Below are 18,010 nucleotides of genomic sequence, written 5' to 3'. Positions count from 1 at the left end.
ATAGCTGAATAAACACTTTTATCCGTTTTTGGAAAATTTTACAAAATCAGCATAAACCCCACTATTCATCGAGTAAAAATTTATATTGCTGACTCTCCCCGAAAACATTTTTCCTCTATATAATTATGGCACAATCACACTTGTAACCATTTTGTATTACACATATCCATATTCAAGAATCATACAAAAACTGATACTCTAACAATAGCTTAACTCTCTCCCCTCTCCCTATAATATCCAAATCAAAAATCGGAGGATCTTCCCGCACATTTTTCAAAGCGCTACAAAGAGCATAATATTCACTTAGAATCAATAGTAAATGTAAATTTTTTCAAGAAATATAAAAAAAATAGCTAAAAATAAGCATCACTAACGTAAGGATGAAAAATAGCTTTTGATAAAGCGACGGAAATAACCTCACCAAACTTTTGCGCATCCTCATCACTCTGACCATTCGCAGAAGCTATAATAACCGCATCCTGCCGTATTAACTCAACCAATTGCTGTTTCTGTTGAGGACTCATCTTAGAAAGGCTAGCTATAACATCTGGAAAAAATAACACTAATCTCTCTAAAAATGTATCTCCTATTTCTGTTAGGCTTACTTGACGAGAAGGCAGGGTTTCGTTGAGTACAATTTGGTAAGACCCCTTAATTCTAGGAATAAAAAAACTCGCTCCAAAGACCAAAAATACAAAAAAAATACAAACAATACGATGCATACAGCTCACTTATAAACATTATAAGACATAAAGCGTGCATCCCCCCTACACAAAGAAAAGTCTTCAATCAAAAACCAACCGCCAAACACTAAGAAAAACTAACCTCCCCCAATTAAACAATTCTCAATACTCCCGCTTATCACTTTATACTAACTATACAATACAAGATAGCTCATAGTTTCTCAAAACCCCGCTAAACACTTCATAAGACTTTAATACCGCCCCCCAAAGCCCGGCTGAGGATTTCCTCAGTCAGGCCAGACAATCTAAGGGATCCACGCGGGGGGGGGGAGGAGGCTCCCTGATTGTCCTCTCGCATCAACCACTAAGATAGCCAATGCAATGTTCTTGCTATGGAATAAAATATTCTCAACAACAAGAATTTATTATCATCCTCATGCGAAAAAATATAAAAAAGTTACAAATTGCTAAAAAGTGGAAATATTGAGGCAAAAAAATATTTAAATTGATCCAATTTGAGGCAAAATTATTTTAAATGCACTAAGAAGCATCTATTAATTATCTTAATTTCTATTTTTTTTGCTAAAAAATGCATCACTGTAAAAATTTTAAAAACACAAGTAATTTTTATAAATCGAACCCCTATAAAGGAAAAACCATATCAACACAGTCATCACTTATTCAACAACTGCCATCATTGAAAGAAAAATACGGAGATGGAAATATCTTTTAACCTATGTAAACTATATCGAAGAATCAAAACATACGCACTAACGTAGGCATTAACGGCTCTCATCTGCCTAAAACAATAAATTAATATAACTTCAACATAATCAAAATAAAAATACTAAACCTGACATATTTTCGTTACAGATATTGAGAATCATCATCAAAAAATTGTTACCTATACAGAAACGACATTAATGGTAAGTTTGAAAAAATTAATTGCCGCACAAGACTAAAATTTTCAGTATACTTATTTTGAATTACCCATCGTCATAATCCAAGATAACTGCAAATTATTTTCTAAACGATCAACAAACCCAAACGCATTACCTCGCAAACAGCGATGAATATGGACATTTTTTTGCCATCTTTCTTGCCTGTACAATTTTCATAAAATGATAAAATGACAAATTCCTGTACCTAAAATTGCTGTATTATAATCTCGTTCAACACACACTGTATCATCGTAAGCTAAATAACTTCGCTTCTGTAAAAATACCTTGTTTATGTCTTTACATATTGAAACACCTGCACTCTATTTCATAAAGGTACGATGGCAAGAATGATAACATTCAATAATTTCCTCAATTCCTTCTTTGCATTTTTAATCAAGAAAAATCAAAATCGATAAGATACTGTAGAAAATATAATTTATGCAAACTCCACATGTTTATCTTTTATATCATCTATTAGTAAACGCGGATCACGAGCAAGCCAAAGCTTCACCATCAAGCCTTTTTTGTTTTCATTTTGCATAGGAGTAAGACAAACCGTTTTTTCTAGAATGAGCCCTACACTTTTAAGCCATTGTTTTATTTGTAAATTTGAAAATCCCAAACGCATATAAGCATGGTGAGCATATGAAGATTTAGTTTTGTGGAAACAAAAATCTACAATTAAGAAACGTCCATTAGGGCGCAAAATACGCGCTACTTCATTAAAAACTCTCTGAGGGCTATCAAGAAAATATGAAACCCAATGAAGAATTACCAAATCAAAAGTTGTATTCCCAACAGATAAATGCAAAGCATCGCTCTCAATAGCGATTTCAACTGCATACGTATAAAGACCTGAAAATAATTTTAATACAGAGCCTGTACCTGTACCAATATCCAACATCGTCTCAAATGGTTTATTGCCGACAATTTCAAGCAAAGCATTTTCTACAACGTGATCTGCAACATATGATAGCCGTAACGCATCCCATTGCGCAGCATTTTGTAAAAAATACTCCTCAATCTTTTTTCGATGCTGCTCTTTAAGATCTACCAAACGCGCTAAATCGCGCCCTAACATCACGTCGCTCTCTGGCAAAGATAAAATTGCAGCCATCACAATCTCTTTATCCCAACAACCATGGCAAAGCTTAAAATAAACTTCCTCCTCCTTTTGATAACGCTCAACCAACCGTGCCTTATACAACAAACGTAAATGCCAAGATACAAGAAACCGTGATTTACCAAGTATAAAAGTAAGCTCTGAAACCGTTAAATCTTCGTGATACAAAAGCACAAGAACACGCAAACGACTTGATTGTGCCATCGCTTTCAGCAACAAAGTCATCGCATCCAAACTTGCCACTTTTTTCATAAATACTCCCTCTATCACTCATATAAACGTTTGTTTCTATTAATAAAAAGTCAAGCAGAAGGCACACATATTTGCATTTATTCTACGAGTGATTTTTGATGATAACATGAAAAATTAGGTAATTGCTAAAGAGTTAACGACACGCATTTTCATTTCACTGTAATAGCTAAAATGTTCGCACCTTAAACACACCAACTTTATATGAGAAACTTATCATTCCTCATTACAATTTAACAAGCAACAATCGGCTTACATATCATTGCCATAAAATATAATTATTTACTGCATGAAGGATATAATTCAAGATTCAGCACTCTTTTTTATAACCCTATAGCTCATTGATACTCTATAATCTGCTATAGAATAATCTCTGCCTGCCTATAATAATAACATGCAGAAACTATTCTACTAAAATCTACAAAGTCGTACCACAAAATAGAATTTTTAACTGATGAAATTGAACGACTCAAAACTCTATAACTTAATGATCTTCATGCAGGTCACAACAAATCACAATATGTAACGTATGCAACGATTTGTACCAGATGAATTTACTTTTATTAATTTTGATGATTTAGGTGTTATCAACAAACACCTTAAAAACGTATAATTCTCTTTTGCAAAACAAAGCGAACACAGACATCATCAACATTTGCTCAATTCAGCTTATAAGCTTAAGGCAAGATAGAAAATGCTAACGTGTAAGCGGCTTATAACTTACACGCTTATTGAGAGCATCTGAACCAAGACGGCGAATTTTATCAGCCTCATATTCGGCAAAATTACCTTCAAACCATTCCACATGACCATTCCCTTCAAAAGCCAAAATATGCGTTGCTAACCGATCAAGAAACATACGATCATGCGATATAATAACCGCGCAACCAGCAAAATTCTCCAATGCATCTTCCAATGCGCCCAACGTTTCAGTATCAAGATCATTTGTCGGCTCGTCAAGAAGAAGAATATTGCCTCCCTCTTTTAAAAGCTTAGCCAAATGTACACGATTACGTTGTCCTCCTGACAAATTTGCCACTTTTTGCTGTTGATCTGCACCCTTAAAATTAAACGCACCGCAATAAGCGCGACTATTCATCTCATATTTACCTAGTTTAACAATGTCATTTCCGCCAGAAATTTCCTCCCAAACGGTTTTATCACCTGCCAATGAATCACGACTCTGATCAACATAACTCATCTGAGCAGTCTCACCGATGCGTATTTGACCCGAATCTGGTTGTTCTTGCCCCGTTAACATTTTAAACAAGGTAGATTTTCCCATACCATTGGCACCAATAACTCCTACAATCCCACCAGCAGGAAGCTTAAAAGAGAGAGAATCGATCAACACACGTTCGCCATATGCTTTAGAAAGATTATCAACTTCAATAACAACCTGCCCCAACCTTTCACCAATAGGAATAATGATTTGCGCTTCTTCAGGATGACGCTCATGTGCAGCCTGAACTAACTCATCATAAGCCCTAATTCGAGCCTTTGACTTTGCTTGCCGACCCTTAGGGCTAGAAGCTATCCATTCTTGCTCACGTGACAATGCACGCTGACGAGCTGCCTCTTCACGACCCTCCTGAGCTATACGTTTGGCTTTAGCCTTCAAATAAGCAGAATAATTCCCTTCATAAGGAATACCTTTGCCGCGATCTAATTCCAATATCCAACCCGTCACATTATCAAGGAAATAACGGTCATGGGTAACCAAAAGTACCGCACCAGAATATTCGCGCAAATGCCTTTCAAGCCAAGCTGTCGTTTCAGCATCCAAATGGTTTGTTGGTTCATCTAAAAGCAATAAATCAGGTTTTGACAACAGTAATTTACAAAGCGCGACACGTCGCTTTTCACCTCCTGAAAGTTTTGTCACTTCCTCATTGGCTGGCGGACAACCAAGGGCAGCCATAGCCATTTCTACTTGATTTTCTAAATCCCAAAGATTCTGGCTGTCAATGATATCTTGCAGTCGCGCACTTTCATCAGCTGTTTCTTCACTATAATTCATCATCAATTCGTTATAACGTTCCACAATTGCCTGCTTATCCGCAACACCTTCCATCACATTGCCACGCACATCTTTGTTCGTATCCAGAATAGGCTCTTGCGGAAGATAGCCACAACGTGCCCCCTCAGCAAGCCATGCTTCTCCCGTATATTCTTTATCTAATCCAGCCATAATACGTAAAATGGTTGATTTTCCTGCACCATTTGGTCCTAAAATACCGATTTTTGCATCTGGATAAAAAGACAAATGAATATTTTCCAAAATTTTTTTATTGTTGTAAGCCTTACTAAGCCCAGCCATGTGATAGATAAATTGACGTGCCATAAATTTCTCTTATATCGTGTAGTATTATATTATTATTTATATTGTGCAGTATTAAATTATGCGGCAATAAAGGTTAGAATTTTAAAAATACTTTTACTTTTCTTAAACCTTGCGATAAACAACGCTTACTTCATATCAAGAGCTGTTAGCTTTATATTGATACATTTTTTTAATCTCACAAGCCTCACTATAATTTTGAATGCAAAAACATACCCCTTCGACAAGCAAAAAACAAATCTTTTTAGCTGTACCTGAAACATGCTATCAAACGTCATCTCTTTTTTCCATACCAGATATAAAATTATGTTTTTATCGTATCAAACCGACCTATCAGTGTGATACGACACCACAAAGAAAACCAATTCTCTATGCTCCCTCTTTTTTTGCTTTGTGGGCTTTACAATATACCGTAGAAAATCCCCATCTCTTTTCATCGCTTTTGTGTCATGGAAAACAATGGTATTCACCTCTTGCCTTAATGTGGATCAAGTTGTGTTTACAAAAAGACCGCCGCCTTATGGGATCTGATGTACCAAGTCCTATGATCATTAAAGCCTTGCACCAACATGTAGCTGTAAGTGACTATAGCGCACTCCCCATTGGCACGTGGTTGCAATTAGTGAAAAATTATAAAACTAATTGTAAAAATTTATCCTCGCCCCTCTTTTGGCTTGATAATTGTAAAAATTATACCAACATCCGCCAAATTATCTCCAAACTTTAAGACAAAATAGAGTCTTTAAAGGCTATTACAAAAAATAAACCTCCTACAGGAGCATATTCATGGAAAAAAAAGCCTTAATCGTCATTGACATTCAAAATGACTTCTTGCCTGGTGGAGCACTTGCAGTACCACAGAGTGAGACCGTTTTATCTCCTATCAATAATCTCATGGATCATTTTGATCATATCATTTTAACCCAAGACTGGCATCCTAAAAATCATTCTAGCTTTGCCTCTTTCTATCCTGAAAAAACGCCCTACGATACCGTCAATCTTGACTATGGTTCCCAAATACTTTGGCCTGATCATTGTATACAAGGAACACAAGGGGCAGACTTTCATACATCTCTCAGAGTTGAGAAAGCACAACTTATCCTTCGAAAAGGTTATAATCAAAAAATTGATAGCTATTCCGCCTTTTTTGAAAATGATCAAAAAACACCAACAGGCTTACAAAGCTATCTCAAAGAACACGGTTTTACAAAGTTAATCATGTGCGGCTTAGCGACTGATTTTTGTGTCGGTTTTTCTGCACTCCATGCTATAAAGTGCGACTTTCAAGTCAGTGTTTCATTAAACGCCTGTGCTGGCATTGATCTAAACGGATCACTTAACACAATGCTCAAAACTATGAATGAAGCTGGCGTAGAACTTTTGATGACTTCTTAAAATTTTCTCTTTTTTTACGCTGTTGTAACGATAATAAAAACTTTTAACCTATCCAGACACAACATGTTTATTGAGATGATGACGCTTAAAGCGAATAGAAGAATAAAATGCCATCCCAATAATACATACCCCAACAAATCCTGTTAACACCTCAGGAACCGATATGATGGTTTGCATATACATAATCACTGCAAGTACCAAGATCGCATAAAAAGCACCATGTTCTAAATAGCGATAATGCAACAATGTTTCTAATTCGACAAATATAATCGTCATAGAACGCACATAAAATGCACCTATACCAAGACCAATTGCAATAATAAAAAGATTGTGTGAAAAAGCAAAAGCACCAATGACACCATCAAAAGAAAAACTTGCATCCAAAACTTCTAAATAAAAAAATGAACCCATCCCCCCCTTTGCGACTGCAGATAAAGTGGCTTTTGGAGCATCCAAAAGCGAACCAACAATTGCAACGCCTATAAATGTCAAAAGCCCATAAAGCGCAGCAAGTAAAAAAGTCACTTTATCTTCTGGTGCAACCCACCTTAAAAAAAGTAACATCAGCATCAACATAATGGCAATATCAATCCCGACAAGCGACCCTAATTTTTGAGCAGGTTTTTCGATAAATGTAAGCCAATGCACTTTTTTTTCAGAATCAAAAAAATATTTCAAACCAACCATCATGAGGAAAGTTCCTCCAAAAGCGGCAATACCCACATGCGCATTCGTTAAAATTGCAGCATACCGATGTGGTTCCCATACCGCTAATTTTACTGCTGCAATTGGATTAATCCCAATAGCAACAGCAACCACCAATAACGGAAAAACAATCCGCATCCCAAATACTGCCACCAAAATACCCCATACTAGAAAGCGACGGCGCCATATCTGATTCATTCCTTCAAGGATACGCGCATTGACAATAGCATTGTCAAAAGACAAAGAAATTTCTAAAATTCCTAAAACACAACAAACAAAAAAATATTTAAGAAACCCAGAGGCATTTCCTGTTTCAAACCAACCAATCCCCCCTCCTGCGAAAATGCCAATAATTGTGCAAAAAAAAGCCCCCCGAAAATAGCTAAACAGAGCCATCATCATTCCTCAAAATTTATTCTGTGACTCATTACGCAACTCCAAAAAGTGCATCCTTCTTAATAAAAAAGTGCATCCTTTTTAATATAAGGATAGAATATATACGAAAATTTACATGGAATTTTTCTAAGGAAAAGCAAGAGAAAAACTGATAAATGCACTTTTTATTTGAAATGAATACCACTCTTAAATAAGATACGATAAGTTTAAAATTATTGCCTACTTACTAAAATTTTAAAAATAAAGAAACAAAAATTATAAATATTGACTACAAATATTGACATTACATAATAAGTTATTAATACATAGTGTGCTTTTATTAGTCAAAGCTTACACCATGATGATTTACTGAGGGAGATAATTCGTGGCACGTCCTGAAACTGAAGCAAAAACTATATTTGGAAAACGTTTACGTTATGTACGCCTCGCTTTGGGGGATCCATCACGTGAAGCATTAGCTAAAAGTTTTAGCATGACAAAAAACTCTATTGCTTTTTATGAGCGTGGAGAAAGAGAGCCTAATCTTAGTGTCTTACAAACATATCACACATTGTATGGGGTCAATATTAATTGGCTACTAACTGGGCAAGGAAAAATGTTTGACACTGAGTATACTAAAAGTGACTTTGACTGGAATTATTTTATTAAAAAAATTGAAAAGCTTGAAGAGATTCTTACCAACAGCGGCCGTAACGAAGAACCAAACAAAGAAAAAATTGAGAGTTCTTATGAAAAATTGCAACAATATCTGTTGCCACAGAACTCATCCAATGATCTCAATCCCAAAGCGGCAACTTCTCTGATTGATATGAAAGCAAAGATGGCTAATTCTTATGCCCTTAGCCTTTTTATTGATTTACTCATTCGAAGCATATCACAAAAGGAGATTATAGCTAATCAATAAGCTTTTAATATTATGCAATAATAATAAAAAATTTGAACTTTACTTGCACAACAAAAAACACTCTTATTGTTTTACGCAAGTAAAGTTCAAGGTGGGACATAAATTCTGTTTTTAGAATAGCATAACTAAATATATTGCTAAAAATAAAAAAAAATCTTTCCATTTTAAATAAAAAAAAGTAAAATTGCTTCACGTATAAAGTATTTTTTGTAGATTATTAACAGTAAACGTTTTTTCATTACAGGATATAATTTTCATAGAATTTATTGTAAAATAAAAAAAATTAAGAGAAGTATATTGACTGCTTATTACAGTGACATACCTAACATTTATAAATCAGATAGATTGTATACTTATCCAATCAGGCGACGACTATTTTTGAGGTAAGAAGCATGTATTTTGAAGTGTTTCAGGGGGTTCATAATCAATGGTATTGGCGTTTAATCTCAGGAGACAAACAAAAAATTGCTTTCTCGAGTAGGGGCTATCCAACAAAGCAAGATATTCTAATGAATATTGAACAGATCAAAAAAATTACGCATAAAGCCTTTATTAGAGAGCTACAATCTTAGCTTTTTTACGATTAAGATAAGATTTACTTTGTATATTACTTTTCATCACATTTTTGTGATAAACAGCAAGGTAATGGATTTTTCTTCAATAATAAAAGATGATATTTTATATAGCTGCAAAGCAATTTGTTAAACAAACTTTTCATGAGCGGAATGCTTTTCTCTTAACTGATAACAAAATAACTCATTAATCAGTAAGAGTATTAGTTGTTATGAATTTTAAAAGAGAATAAAGTAATTCCACTCTACATAAAAAATACGTTATTATTACTTCATTTCAAAATATTTTATACTATTTCTTTTAGCGCACAACCTAATTCCCATACGAAAATATACAACTAACTTAATTTCAGGGATTAAAAGAATAAATAAATTAATGTTAGAAAATGAATTAAAAACTTGAAATTTTTCTCAATAAATGAAGTAATTCCTATATTTATAAAAATACTATATATGATTGTGGAGCTCAAATTCACCATTAAGCACAAAAAACCACATATTTGTCTCTTATCTTTAGCTTAGTCAACCTCCCCTCAATTAAAGAAAAAATATATAGACAATGATAGCTGTGAACATTAACTTCAGCATAACATATTTTAATTAATAAAAATCTTTACAGTTCAGCATATTTCACAACTTCTCTAGAGGATATAACCATAATTCCATTTGGCAATATCACGAATCACAAGCGCGCTAAAAATCGTGTAAAGAAGTAAAGCTCCGGATATAAAAACTTCAAAAGTTTATATAGAACCAATAATTACAAAATCTCTTCATATTGTAATAAAGGGCAACGTGGGCCCGGAGGGACTCGAACCCCCAACCAAGCGGTTATGAGCCGCTGGCTCTAACCAATTGAGCTACAGGCCCCACAGACTGTTTTTCTCTAAACTAAAATGTTTCATGATACAAGAGCTTGCTTCAATTATAAGCCATCTTTTTCTCTTTTTTATCAGTTTTTGTTCTCAAAACCCTAATTTCTTTACAAGAACTTCAGAAGATGAGAAAATGATAAATCGACAAACATAGAGGAATAGATATGACAAAAACAATTTTTCAACTACTAAATAGTTATCAAATGAGAGTAGGCATGATAGCATTCACATTGCTAGCCACTTCATTTACCGTACATTCTGAAGAAAGCAAAATTAAAAATCCAACTATTACAGTTACTGCAACTGGCGAAAGCAAAGCAGTACCAGATATGGCAATTATCAATTTAGCCATTGTTACTTCCAATAAAACTGCCCAAAAAGCGTTAGCAGCTAATAATAAATCTATGACCAGTGTTATAAACGCTCTTAAGAAAAGCGGTATTCAAGAAAATGATTTGCAAACTTCAGGACTATCCATTTATCAATCAAGTCCAGATACACATAACGCAAAACAAAACAATGAAAGCCTCTATTACGTTTCAAAATCTTTAACAGTGCGTATTCGTGATCTTTCTAATGCTGGGAAAATATTTGATCAAGCAATGGCGCTTGGTGTTAATTCTGTTAATGGTATTACCTTTACCAATACCAATACAAAGCCTTTTTATAAAGAGGCGCGGGAAAGAGCTATTGCTGAAGCGATTGAAAAAGCTGAAACTATTGCACAAGCAGCTCATTTAAAATTAGGAAAAATCATTAAAATCAATGAAGGCGATGATGGCTATCATCCAACACCGCGTCTCATGAGTAGTGCAATAAATACAAGCTCTGCAGACACCAGTTTTTCAAGTGGTGAATTAAACTATAACGTCAATGTTACTGTGACATTTGTTATTGAATAAGTCATATAATCAACACTGAATAATCAATTATCGTATAAAATAATTTTATCACTGGTCTTCATGTATAATACCAGTGATATATTGAAGATAATCTTCTTCAGATGATAATTCATCTTCATGAATTTCTATCTGTCCACGTGCAGAAAATGGTGTCTGATGTACCGTCTGGGAGTTTCCTGACACCAACGGATGCCACCACTGAAGATCTTTTCCCTCATAAATCAGTCGATAAGCACAACTTTCAGGAAGCCAACGTGCCGTTTTAATCGTTTCAATATCTAGCGATATACAATCTGGAACTGTTGCTTTACGGTGAGCATAGTTTTGACATTGGCAAGTCTCTCCATCTAAGAGACGACAAGCAACACTGGTTGTATAGATTTTACCTGTATCATCATCTTCCACTTTGTGTAAACAGCAACGCCCACAACCATCGCAGAGGCTCTCCCACTCAGCAATAGAAACTTCTTCCAGTTTTTTTACTTTCCAAAAAGGAATCTCTTTGTTCATAAAAATTGACCGTACCTTTTTAAAATAAAAAAATTGATCAAAAAACAGAATAAATGAAATTTAATTTCAATAACTGTGCAAATATTTTTGTCTCTCTAAAAATTATTTAATTCAATATACTGCCTCAAAATAATTTTCTCAAAATCCAGTTTAATAAAAATGAAAGACATTTTCAGCAAACATTTTAGAAAAATAAACAATAACCTATCTCAACATCTTTCATGAACAAACATTAACACAAACCATCATGCATGATTGTAAATATTTTACAGCATAAAACAATCACATAATTTAAACGCATAATTTAAATGAAATTTTTCGGACACTTACATATTTAAGCATAAGTGCTTTCATATAATGCCCCTATAAAGCAGAGTTTCCTCATTCATCTGAAAATGATAAGTGCACTTTGACATCAAACACTCTTCATACATTCATTATTTATGTATAAACGCACTCGTGCATGCAAAATAATGCGTTAAGTCTTACGCATCCCTTTTTTTAAATTACTACAAAACCCTATGCAATTTGATCCACTGCTTTATGGGCCGCAGTATAAGTAATAACAAAGCTAAGAGAAAGTTTTACCAAGATTATTCAACCTGCCCCGTAACCTTCCTCAAAAAGATATCTCAAGAACAATAATGATATATCTTTCATTCATACTTATTAATAAACGGCGCATTTTTTAAAATGCGCCGTAGACATTAAGAATCAAGAAAACTACGCAATTTACGAGAGCGACTTGGATGCTTTAATTTACGAAGCGCCTTTGCTTCAATCTGACGAATACGCTCCCGTGTAACTGAAAATTGTTGACCAACTTCTTCCAACGTATGATCAGTGTTCATCCCTATACCAAAACGCATGCGTAAAACACGTTCTTCACGTGGTGTAAGTGAAGCAAGAACACGAGTCGTTGTATCACGCAAATTTGCTTGAATAGCTGCATCAATCGGTAATAATGCATTCCTATCTTCAATAAAGTCACCTAAATGAGAATCATCCTCATCACCAACAGGTGTTTCAAGTGAAATTGGCTCTTTTGCAATTTTAAGTACTTTCCGTACTTTTTCCAACGGCATAGAAAGTTTACTAGATAATTCTTCTGGTGTAGGTTCTCTTCCAACTTCATGGAGAATCTGGCGCGATGTGCGAACAATTTTGTTAATTGTTTCAATCATGTGAACAGGAATACGAATGGTGCGTGCTTGGTCAGCAATTGAGCGTGTAATCGCTTGACGAATCCACCATGTTGCATAAGTTGAAAACTTGTACCCACGCCGATATTCAAACTTATCCACAGCCTTCATCAAACCGATATTGCCTTCTTGGATAAGATCAAGAAACTGCAAACCACGGTTAGTATATTTTTTTGCAATTGAAATGACGAGACGCAAATTAGCCTCCACCATTTCTTTTTTGGCAATTGTTGATTCGCGCTCACCTTTTTGCACTTGCATAACAATTCGACGAAACTCACCAATCGAAATGGCAGTTTCTTGTGCAAGATTTTGTATCTCACTACGCAAACTTTGGATTTTTTTAGCTTCACGCGTTGAAAATTCTTTCCAACCACGCCCTGACAGCGATGCAACATAGTCAAGCCAATTTGCATCCAATTCACGACCTTGATATTCTTTTAAAAAATCTTCATGACCAATACCATAATTATTGGCAATCCGCTTCAGCTTACCCTCATTATGAATCAATCTCTTATTAATGTCGTAAAGCTGCTCAACCAAAGCTTCAATGCGATTCTGATTCAAAGAAAGGGATTTTACTGCTTGAACCAGTTTATTCTTCAACTGGGTATATGTTTTTTTCTGAGAAGATGAAAGAGCTCCTTCTTTACGTTCTGCCAAGCTGCTTTCAACATGCTGATCTTGTAATTTTCGCAACTTTATATAAGTTTCGGCAATAAAGTCCAATGTTGCCATAACCTGAGGGCAAAGTTCATTTTCCATTGCAGTAAGCGATAGATTCACTTCATCATCATCTTCTTCATCATCCTCAATGTCTATATTTCTCGTGATCCCCTCCATATCACGTGCATTATGAGATGACCGTTCCTCTTTTATTTTTTCAACTTCACTTCGCTCAATAAGTGGAGCCTGTTTAGCCTCTGGACCAGCATAAGTCATTTCAAGATCGATAATCTCACGAAGAAGAATGCGCTGCTCTTTTAATTCTTCACGCCAAATAATGAGAGCTTGAAAAGTCAAGGGACTCTCACAAAGTCCCGCGATCATTGTCTCACGCCCTGCCTCAATACGCTTGGCAATAGCAATTTCACCTTCCCGCGAAAGCAGCTCAACCGCCCCCATCTCACGCAAATACATGCGCACTGGATCATCCGTACTATCTGTTCCCTCACGCTTAGTTGTTGTTGCAACTGCGCGGCTAGTGGCTTCTACTAAATCACCACCCTCCATAGCAGATTCTTCATCATAATGCTCGGACTTAGCCTCATCTTCATCATCCACAACATTAATGCCCATCTCAGAGAACATCGCCAAGGTATCTTCAATTTGTTCAGACGTCACTTCATCAGGAGGAAGAACCGCATTCAGTTCATCCATTGTCACGTAACCATTTTTTTTGGCGAGTTTAATCATTTTTTTGATGGCATCATCAGAAAAATCAAGAAGAGGACTATCCAAACTCGCTTGGCCCTTTACTTCCGTATTATCTTTCTGTTTAACCTTTGTTGCCATACCGTTAACTCCACTTGACCACTACACAGCTTTTATGTGACCAATCTTTACGTCCTTATTTAGCGTATTTAGCGTACCAACAATTTTTATATGCTTCCCTCCTCTTAGAGGAGGGCTTTTATTGAAAAGAATACATTTTGTATAAACTTTTCACTCACACAAAAACACGGGAAAACCACAGAAGCTTCCCCGATACCTCTCAGTTTTTCTGAGACAATCTCTGCACCATACAATTAAGAACCAATTTCCCGCTTTTCCCAAAACTTAGTCGCCATTTTTATAAAAATGCCACAGCTACATAAACTTCCTCATACTAAAAGCTTTAGGTGACTGATTCGTTCAAAAAAAGCGAATCATTTTATCTTATCTTACCTATTCCCGTCTATTTTTTCATCAAATTAGCGTCCAAGTTTCTCAATTAAAGCTTCTATTGCTTGCACCTGCTTCAGCTCAACTTGTATTTCATGAAACAGACTAAAAGCTTCATTATCAGGATTTTTCATGAGTTGCTCTTCAATATCTTGTAATCTCTTATGTAGGTGGTGTTCTTGAAGATGCAAGTAGATAGCTTGTTTTAATGTAGTACGAGCATCTTCTATAAAATTTCCAGAAAAGACCGTACGTATACCAATGCTTTGCGCAAGATTTACCATACGTTCTAAAAGAGCTTTTTGTCCTCTTTTTTCTAAAAGCGCAACCATTGCCTCTCGATCATAAGACTGTTGAGCCCCAAGAATTTCCAACATAGTTTGATGAAAATTTACCAATTGAGCACTTTGCAACTCCAACTTAGCAAGAAATTCAAAATTTTCATGCCATAATTCAGGATAGTAAGCTAAGATCAGTAAAATAACTGCCTCACGGATAGGAACAAAATGCGATGAATTCCGCACTATGTTAGAATTTTCCAATGAAGAAAAAGACTGACCTTTTAATATTTTATTTGAGAAATGAGGATTATATTGCTCTGCGCCTCTTTTTTTCGAAAAAGATGGACGAAAAAAATTAAAGAGTCGCTTCTTTATATCTTGAAAATAATAGCGGCGAACATCCTCATCCTTAATCGTAAAAACTTGCTGCTTCAATTGTTTCTCCAACGCTGCTCGTGCATCTGGAGTTTCAAAATGCTTTCCATATATTGCGCGTCTCCATAAAAGCTCAATCAACGGGATTGACTTTTGCAATAAAGAAGAAAAAAGTTGTGCACCACCTGCGCAAATAATTTCATCTGGATCTTTGCCTTGTGGCAATAAAATAAAGCGTACTGACATCCCTGCCTTTAAAAGAGGCAGTACATGATCAGCAACACGAAAAGCAGCGTTTAAACCAGCATCATCTCCATCAAAACATAAAATTGGATCAGGATCCATCTGCCATAAAAGCCCAATTTGTGCTTCCGTTAACGCTGTCCCTAAAGGGGCTACTACTCCCTCAAAACCAGCTTTAGTTAATGCGATGACATCCATATAACCTTCAACAACAAGGACAGAGCAAGCTTTTGCACCCCCAACAGAGCGGCTATTTTTGCGAGCTGCTGCTGCATTATAAAGCATATTACCTTTATGAAACAGTACTGTTTCAGGACTATTAAGATATTTTGCCCGTGTATTTTTATTTAATGCACGACCTCCAAAAGCGACTACACGTCCACGCAAATCTTCAATAGGAAACATAATACGATTTCTAAATCGGTCATAAGAAACCGTACTATCGTCACTCAATTGAAGAAGTCCACAATTTTCCATTTGTTTTATTGAAACCCCACGTGCACTCAAAGCTTCTTTCAAAGCTGTGCGCCCCATTGGAGCAAAACCAATCCGAAAACGCTCTGCAAGTTTTGGTGTCACACCACGCGCATCAAGATAATTTCGTGCCTGTTCTCCCCCTTTATCGTGTAAATTATATTGAAAAAAATCTGTAGCTATTCTCATAACATCATAAAGATCAGCTTTTTCTACTTGACGCTTATGGCTTTGTGGATCAAAGACAGGTAACGTTATCCCCGCAAAATCAGCTAAACGCTCTACACTTTCCGAAAAGCGTAATCCATCAAGCTCACAAAGAAAGGTAAAAATATCACCACTCACACCACAACCAAAACAGTAATAACGGCCTTTGCGGTCATCACAATGAAAACTAGGCGTTTTTTCACCATGGAATGGGCAGCAACACCAAAAATCTCCTCGCGAAGGCTTGCTTTTTTTGGGATCAAACATCACCCTTTTGCCAATAACTGTTGAAATTGGTAACCTAGCACGAATCTCATCAAGGAAATCAGGAGGAAAACGCATTATCTCTCACAGAATTTAAAAATTCTTTTTTGCATGTTTAACGACTTTGGAGCATAATTCCAATACTTCATATTAATTAAGCGGTTGAAAAATTTTAAAAGCTCGGCAGCATATCATTTAGAAATGGAGATAGAAAAAGTGATCAACTTCTTTGTTCAGTATCCGTTGTTAGAAACTATTATTTGGCTCATTGCTCTCATTCTCATTGCGCTTTTAATTAATTTTTTAGCACGAAACCTGCTTATTCATGGAGCAAAACGACTTTCTTCCTTTCTTCCTCAAAATACAACCGCTGATATTGAGCGTGCCATTCAATATATGGCTAATATTGCTGCAGCTTTTATACTCTCAATCGGGATTAATTTTATCCCCACACTACCCAAAACATTCAGCACAATTATCCGCAATGTCTCTAATGCCTTTATTATTTTTGTCGTTACTCTCATCATTTCTGCTCTTCTCAGTGTCATTAATACCATTTACGAACAACGACCAACATCACGGTTAAAGCCGATAAAAGGTTATATTCAAATTGCCAAAGTTACACTTTTTGTTGTTACTGCAATTTTAATGGTTGCCACATTGCTTGACCGCTCGCCTCTTATTCTCTTTTCTGGTCTTGGTGCCATGGCAGCTGTTTTGATGTTGATTTTTCAAGACACACTCCTTTCCCTTGTTGCAGGCATCCAAATTTCATCTACTGATATGGTGCGTGTTGGCGATTGGATTGAAATCCCCGATCTGGGTGCAGATGGTGATGTCACTGAAATTGCACTTCATACCGTCAAAGTTCAAAATTTTGATAAAACCATCACCACTGTCCCTATTCGTAAGCTTGTAACTAATTCTTTTAAGAATTGGCGTGGAATGACAGAATCTGGTGGAAGACGCATCAAACGATCTTTATTTATTGACCAGTTGAGTATCCGTTTTCACACAGAAGAAGAACAAAAATACCTTTTACAATTGAACTTGTTAGAAAGTTATTTTGCGCAAAAAATACCACAGATCAATGAATGGAACGCCCGATTAGATAAAAACCCCAATGTATTAGCCAACACCCGCCGTTTAACCAATATTGGCACTTTCCGTGCTTACGTTTTAGCTTATCTAAAAAAGCATCTAGACATTAAACAAAATGAAACCATAATAGTGCGACAATTATTTCCTACACCCAACGGTCTACCTTTAGAAATATATTGCTTCACGAATACAACCGTTTGGTCGGATTATGAAAAAATTCAATCTGATATTTTTGACCACCTTTATTCCATTCTTCCCAGTTTTGGTCTTAAAGTTTTTCAAAATCCAAGTGGCTATGATTTTATGCATGCCTTAGAAAAAAAATGAAATGGTAAACCTCAATTTTATAAATTTTGAAGTTGCCCCATATTCATAACAACAGA

The 18,010-nt window shown here is 35.7% G+C and carries 13 protein-coding genes and 1 tRNA gene; 6 read left to right on the top strand and 8 right to left on the bottom strand.

Annotation, left to right across the window (positions count from 1 at the left end):
* Positions 1-353: 353 nt before the first annotated feature.
* The 3 genes from ACMFKV_RS04310 to ettA form a co-directional block, all read right to left on the bottom strand.
* On the bottom strand, positions 354-722 hold the full coding sequence (locus tag ACMFKV_RS04310; RefSeq protein WP_413154587.1) for a hypothetical protein: 369 nt from the start codon (positions 720-722) through the stop codon (positions 354-356).
* A gap of 1,338 nt (positions 723-2,060) precedes the next feature.
* Positions 2,061-2,999, bottom strand: coding sequence for an ArsR/SmtB family transcription factor (locus ACMFKV_RS04305; RefSeq protein WP_336288239.1), 939 nt, complete (start codon positions 2,997-2,999; stop codon positions 2,061-2,063).
* 694 nt (positions 3,000-3,693) lie between these two features.
* Positions 3,694-5,340 carry an energy-dependent translational throttle protein EttA gene (ettA, locus tag ACMFKV_RS04300; protein ID WP_413154586.1) on the bottom strand — a complete coding sequence of 549 codons (1,647 nt, stop codon included), beginning with the start codon at positions 5,338-5,340 and terminating at the stop codon, positions 3,694-3,696.
* 199 nt (positions 5,341-5,539) lie between these two features.
* On the opposite strand from ettA, the gene ACMFKV_RS04295 reads away from it, so the two are divergent.
* Positions 5,540-6,064, top strand: a complete 525-nt coding sequence (locus ACMFKV_RS04295; protein ID WP_336288237.1) for a hypothetical protein — start codon at positions 5,540-5,542, stop codon at positions 6,062-6,064.
* 59 nt (positions 6,065-6,123) lie between these two features.
* Positions 6,124-6,732 carry a bifunctional nicotinamidase/pyrazinamidase gene (pncA, locus tag ACMFKV_RS04290; protein ID WP_336288236.1) on the top strand — a complete coding sequence of 203 codons (609 nt, stop codon included), beginning with the start codon at positions 6,124-6,126 and terminating at the stop codon, positions 6,730-6,732.
* A gap of 48 nt (positions 6,733-6,780) precedes the next feature.
* Here pncA and ACMFKV_RS04285 read toward each other — a convergent pair whose 3' ends face one another.
* A complete protein-coding gene (locus ACMFKV_RS04285) occupies positions 6,781-7,833 on the bottom strand; it encodes a DUF475 domain-containing protein (protein WP_413154585.1) in 1,053 nt (350 codons plus the stop codon).
* A 364-nt stretch (positions 7,834-8,197) separates the two neighbouring features.
* Between ACMFKV_RS04285 and ACMFKV_RS04280 the strand changes: the two genes are divergently transcribed.
* Both ACMFKV_RS04280 and ACMFKV_RS04275 read left to right on the top strand, forming a co-directional pair.
* Positions 8,198-8,737 carry a helix-turn-helix domain-containing protein gene (locus tag ACMFKV_RS04280; RefSeq protein WP_336288234.1) on the top strand — a complete coding sequence of 180 codons (540 nt, stop codon included), beginning with the start codon at positions 8,198-8,200 and terminating at the stop codon, positions 8,735-8,737.
* A gap of 392 nt (positions 8,738-9,129) precedes the next feature.
* Positions 9,130-9,309 carry a YegP family protein gene (locus ACMFKV_RS04275; protein WP_332060491.1) on the top strand — a complete coding sequence of 60 codons (180 nt, stop codon included), beginning with the start codon at positions 9,130-9,132 and terminating at the stop codon, positions 9,307-9,309.
* A gap of 796 nt (positions 9,310-10,105) precedes the next feature.
* On the opposite strand, the gene ACMFKV_RS04270 is transcribed toward ACMFKV_RS04275, so the two are convergent.
* Positions 10,106-10,179 (bottom strand) — tRNA-Ile (locus ACMFKV_RS04270).
* 169 nt (positions 10,180-10,348) lie between these two features.
* Here ACMFKV_RS04270 and ACMFKV_RS04265 point away from each other — a divergent pair.
* Complete coding sequence (locus ACMFKV_RS04265; RefSeq protein WP_336288233.1) at positions 10,349-11,086, top strand: SIMPL domain-containing protein; 738 nt, start codon at positions 10,349-10,351, stop codon at positions 11,084-11,086.
* A 48-nt stretch (positions 11,087-11,134) separates the two neighbouring features.
* Here the strand turns inward: ACMFKV_RS04265 and ACMFKV_RS04260 are convergent, their stop codons facing one another.
* The 3 genes from ACMFKV_RS04260 to dnaG form a co-directional block, all read right to left on the bottom strand.
* A complete protein-coding gene (locus ACMFKV_RS04260) occupies positions 11,135-11,596 on the bottom strand; it encodes a YcgN family cysteine cluster protein (RefSeq protein ID WP_413154584.1) in 462 nt (153 codons plus the stop codon).
* Positions 11,597-12,303: 707 nt separating this feature from the next.
* On the bottom strand, positions 12,304-14,313 hold the full coding sequence (gene rpoD, locus ACMFKV_RS04255; protein WP_336288231.1) for an RNA polymerase sigma factor RpoD: 2,010 nt from the start codon (positions 14,311-14,313) through the stop codon (positions 12,304-12,306).
* A gap of 398 nt (positions 14,314-14,711) precedes the next feature.
* A complete protein-coding gene (gene dnaG / locus ACMFKV_RS04250; protein WP_413154583.1) occupies positions 14,712-16,604 on the bottom strand; it encodes a DNA primase in 1,893 nt (630 codons plus the stop codon).
* Between the two features lie 138 nt (positions 16,605-16,742).
* Here dnaG and ACMFKV_RS04245 point away from each other — a divergent pair, with 138 nt between their 5' ends.
* Positions 16,743-17,954, top strand: coding sequence for a mechanosensitive ion channel family protein (locus tag ACMFKV_RS04245; protein WP_336288229.1), 1,212 nt, complete (start codon positions 16,743-16,745; stop codon positions 17,952-17,954).
* Positions 17,955-18,010 lie beyond the last annotated feature (56 nt).

The sequence above is a fragment of the Bartonella propinqua genome (genome assembly GCF_047263965.1).
In the GTDB taxonomy this organism is placed as follows: domain Bacteria; phylum Pseudomonadota; class Alphaproteobacteria; order Rhizobiales; family Rhizobiaceae; genus Bartonella.
This window is presented reverse-complemented; position numbering and strand designations above follow the sequence as displayed.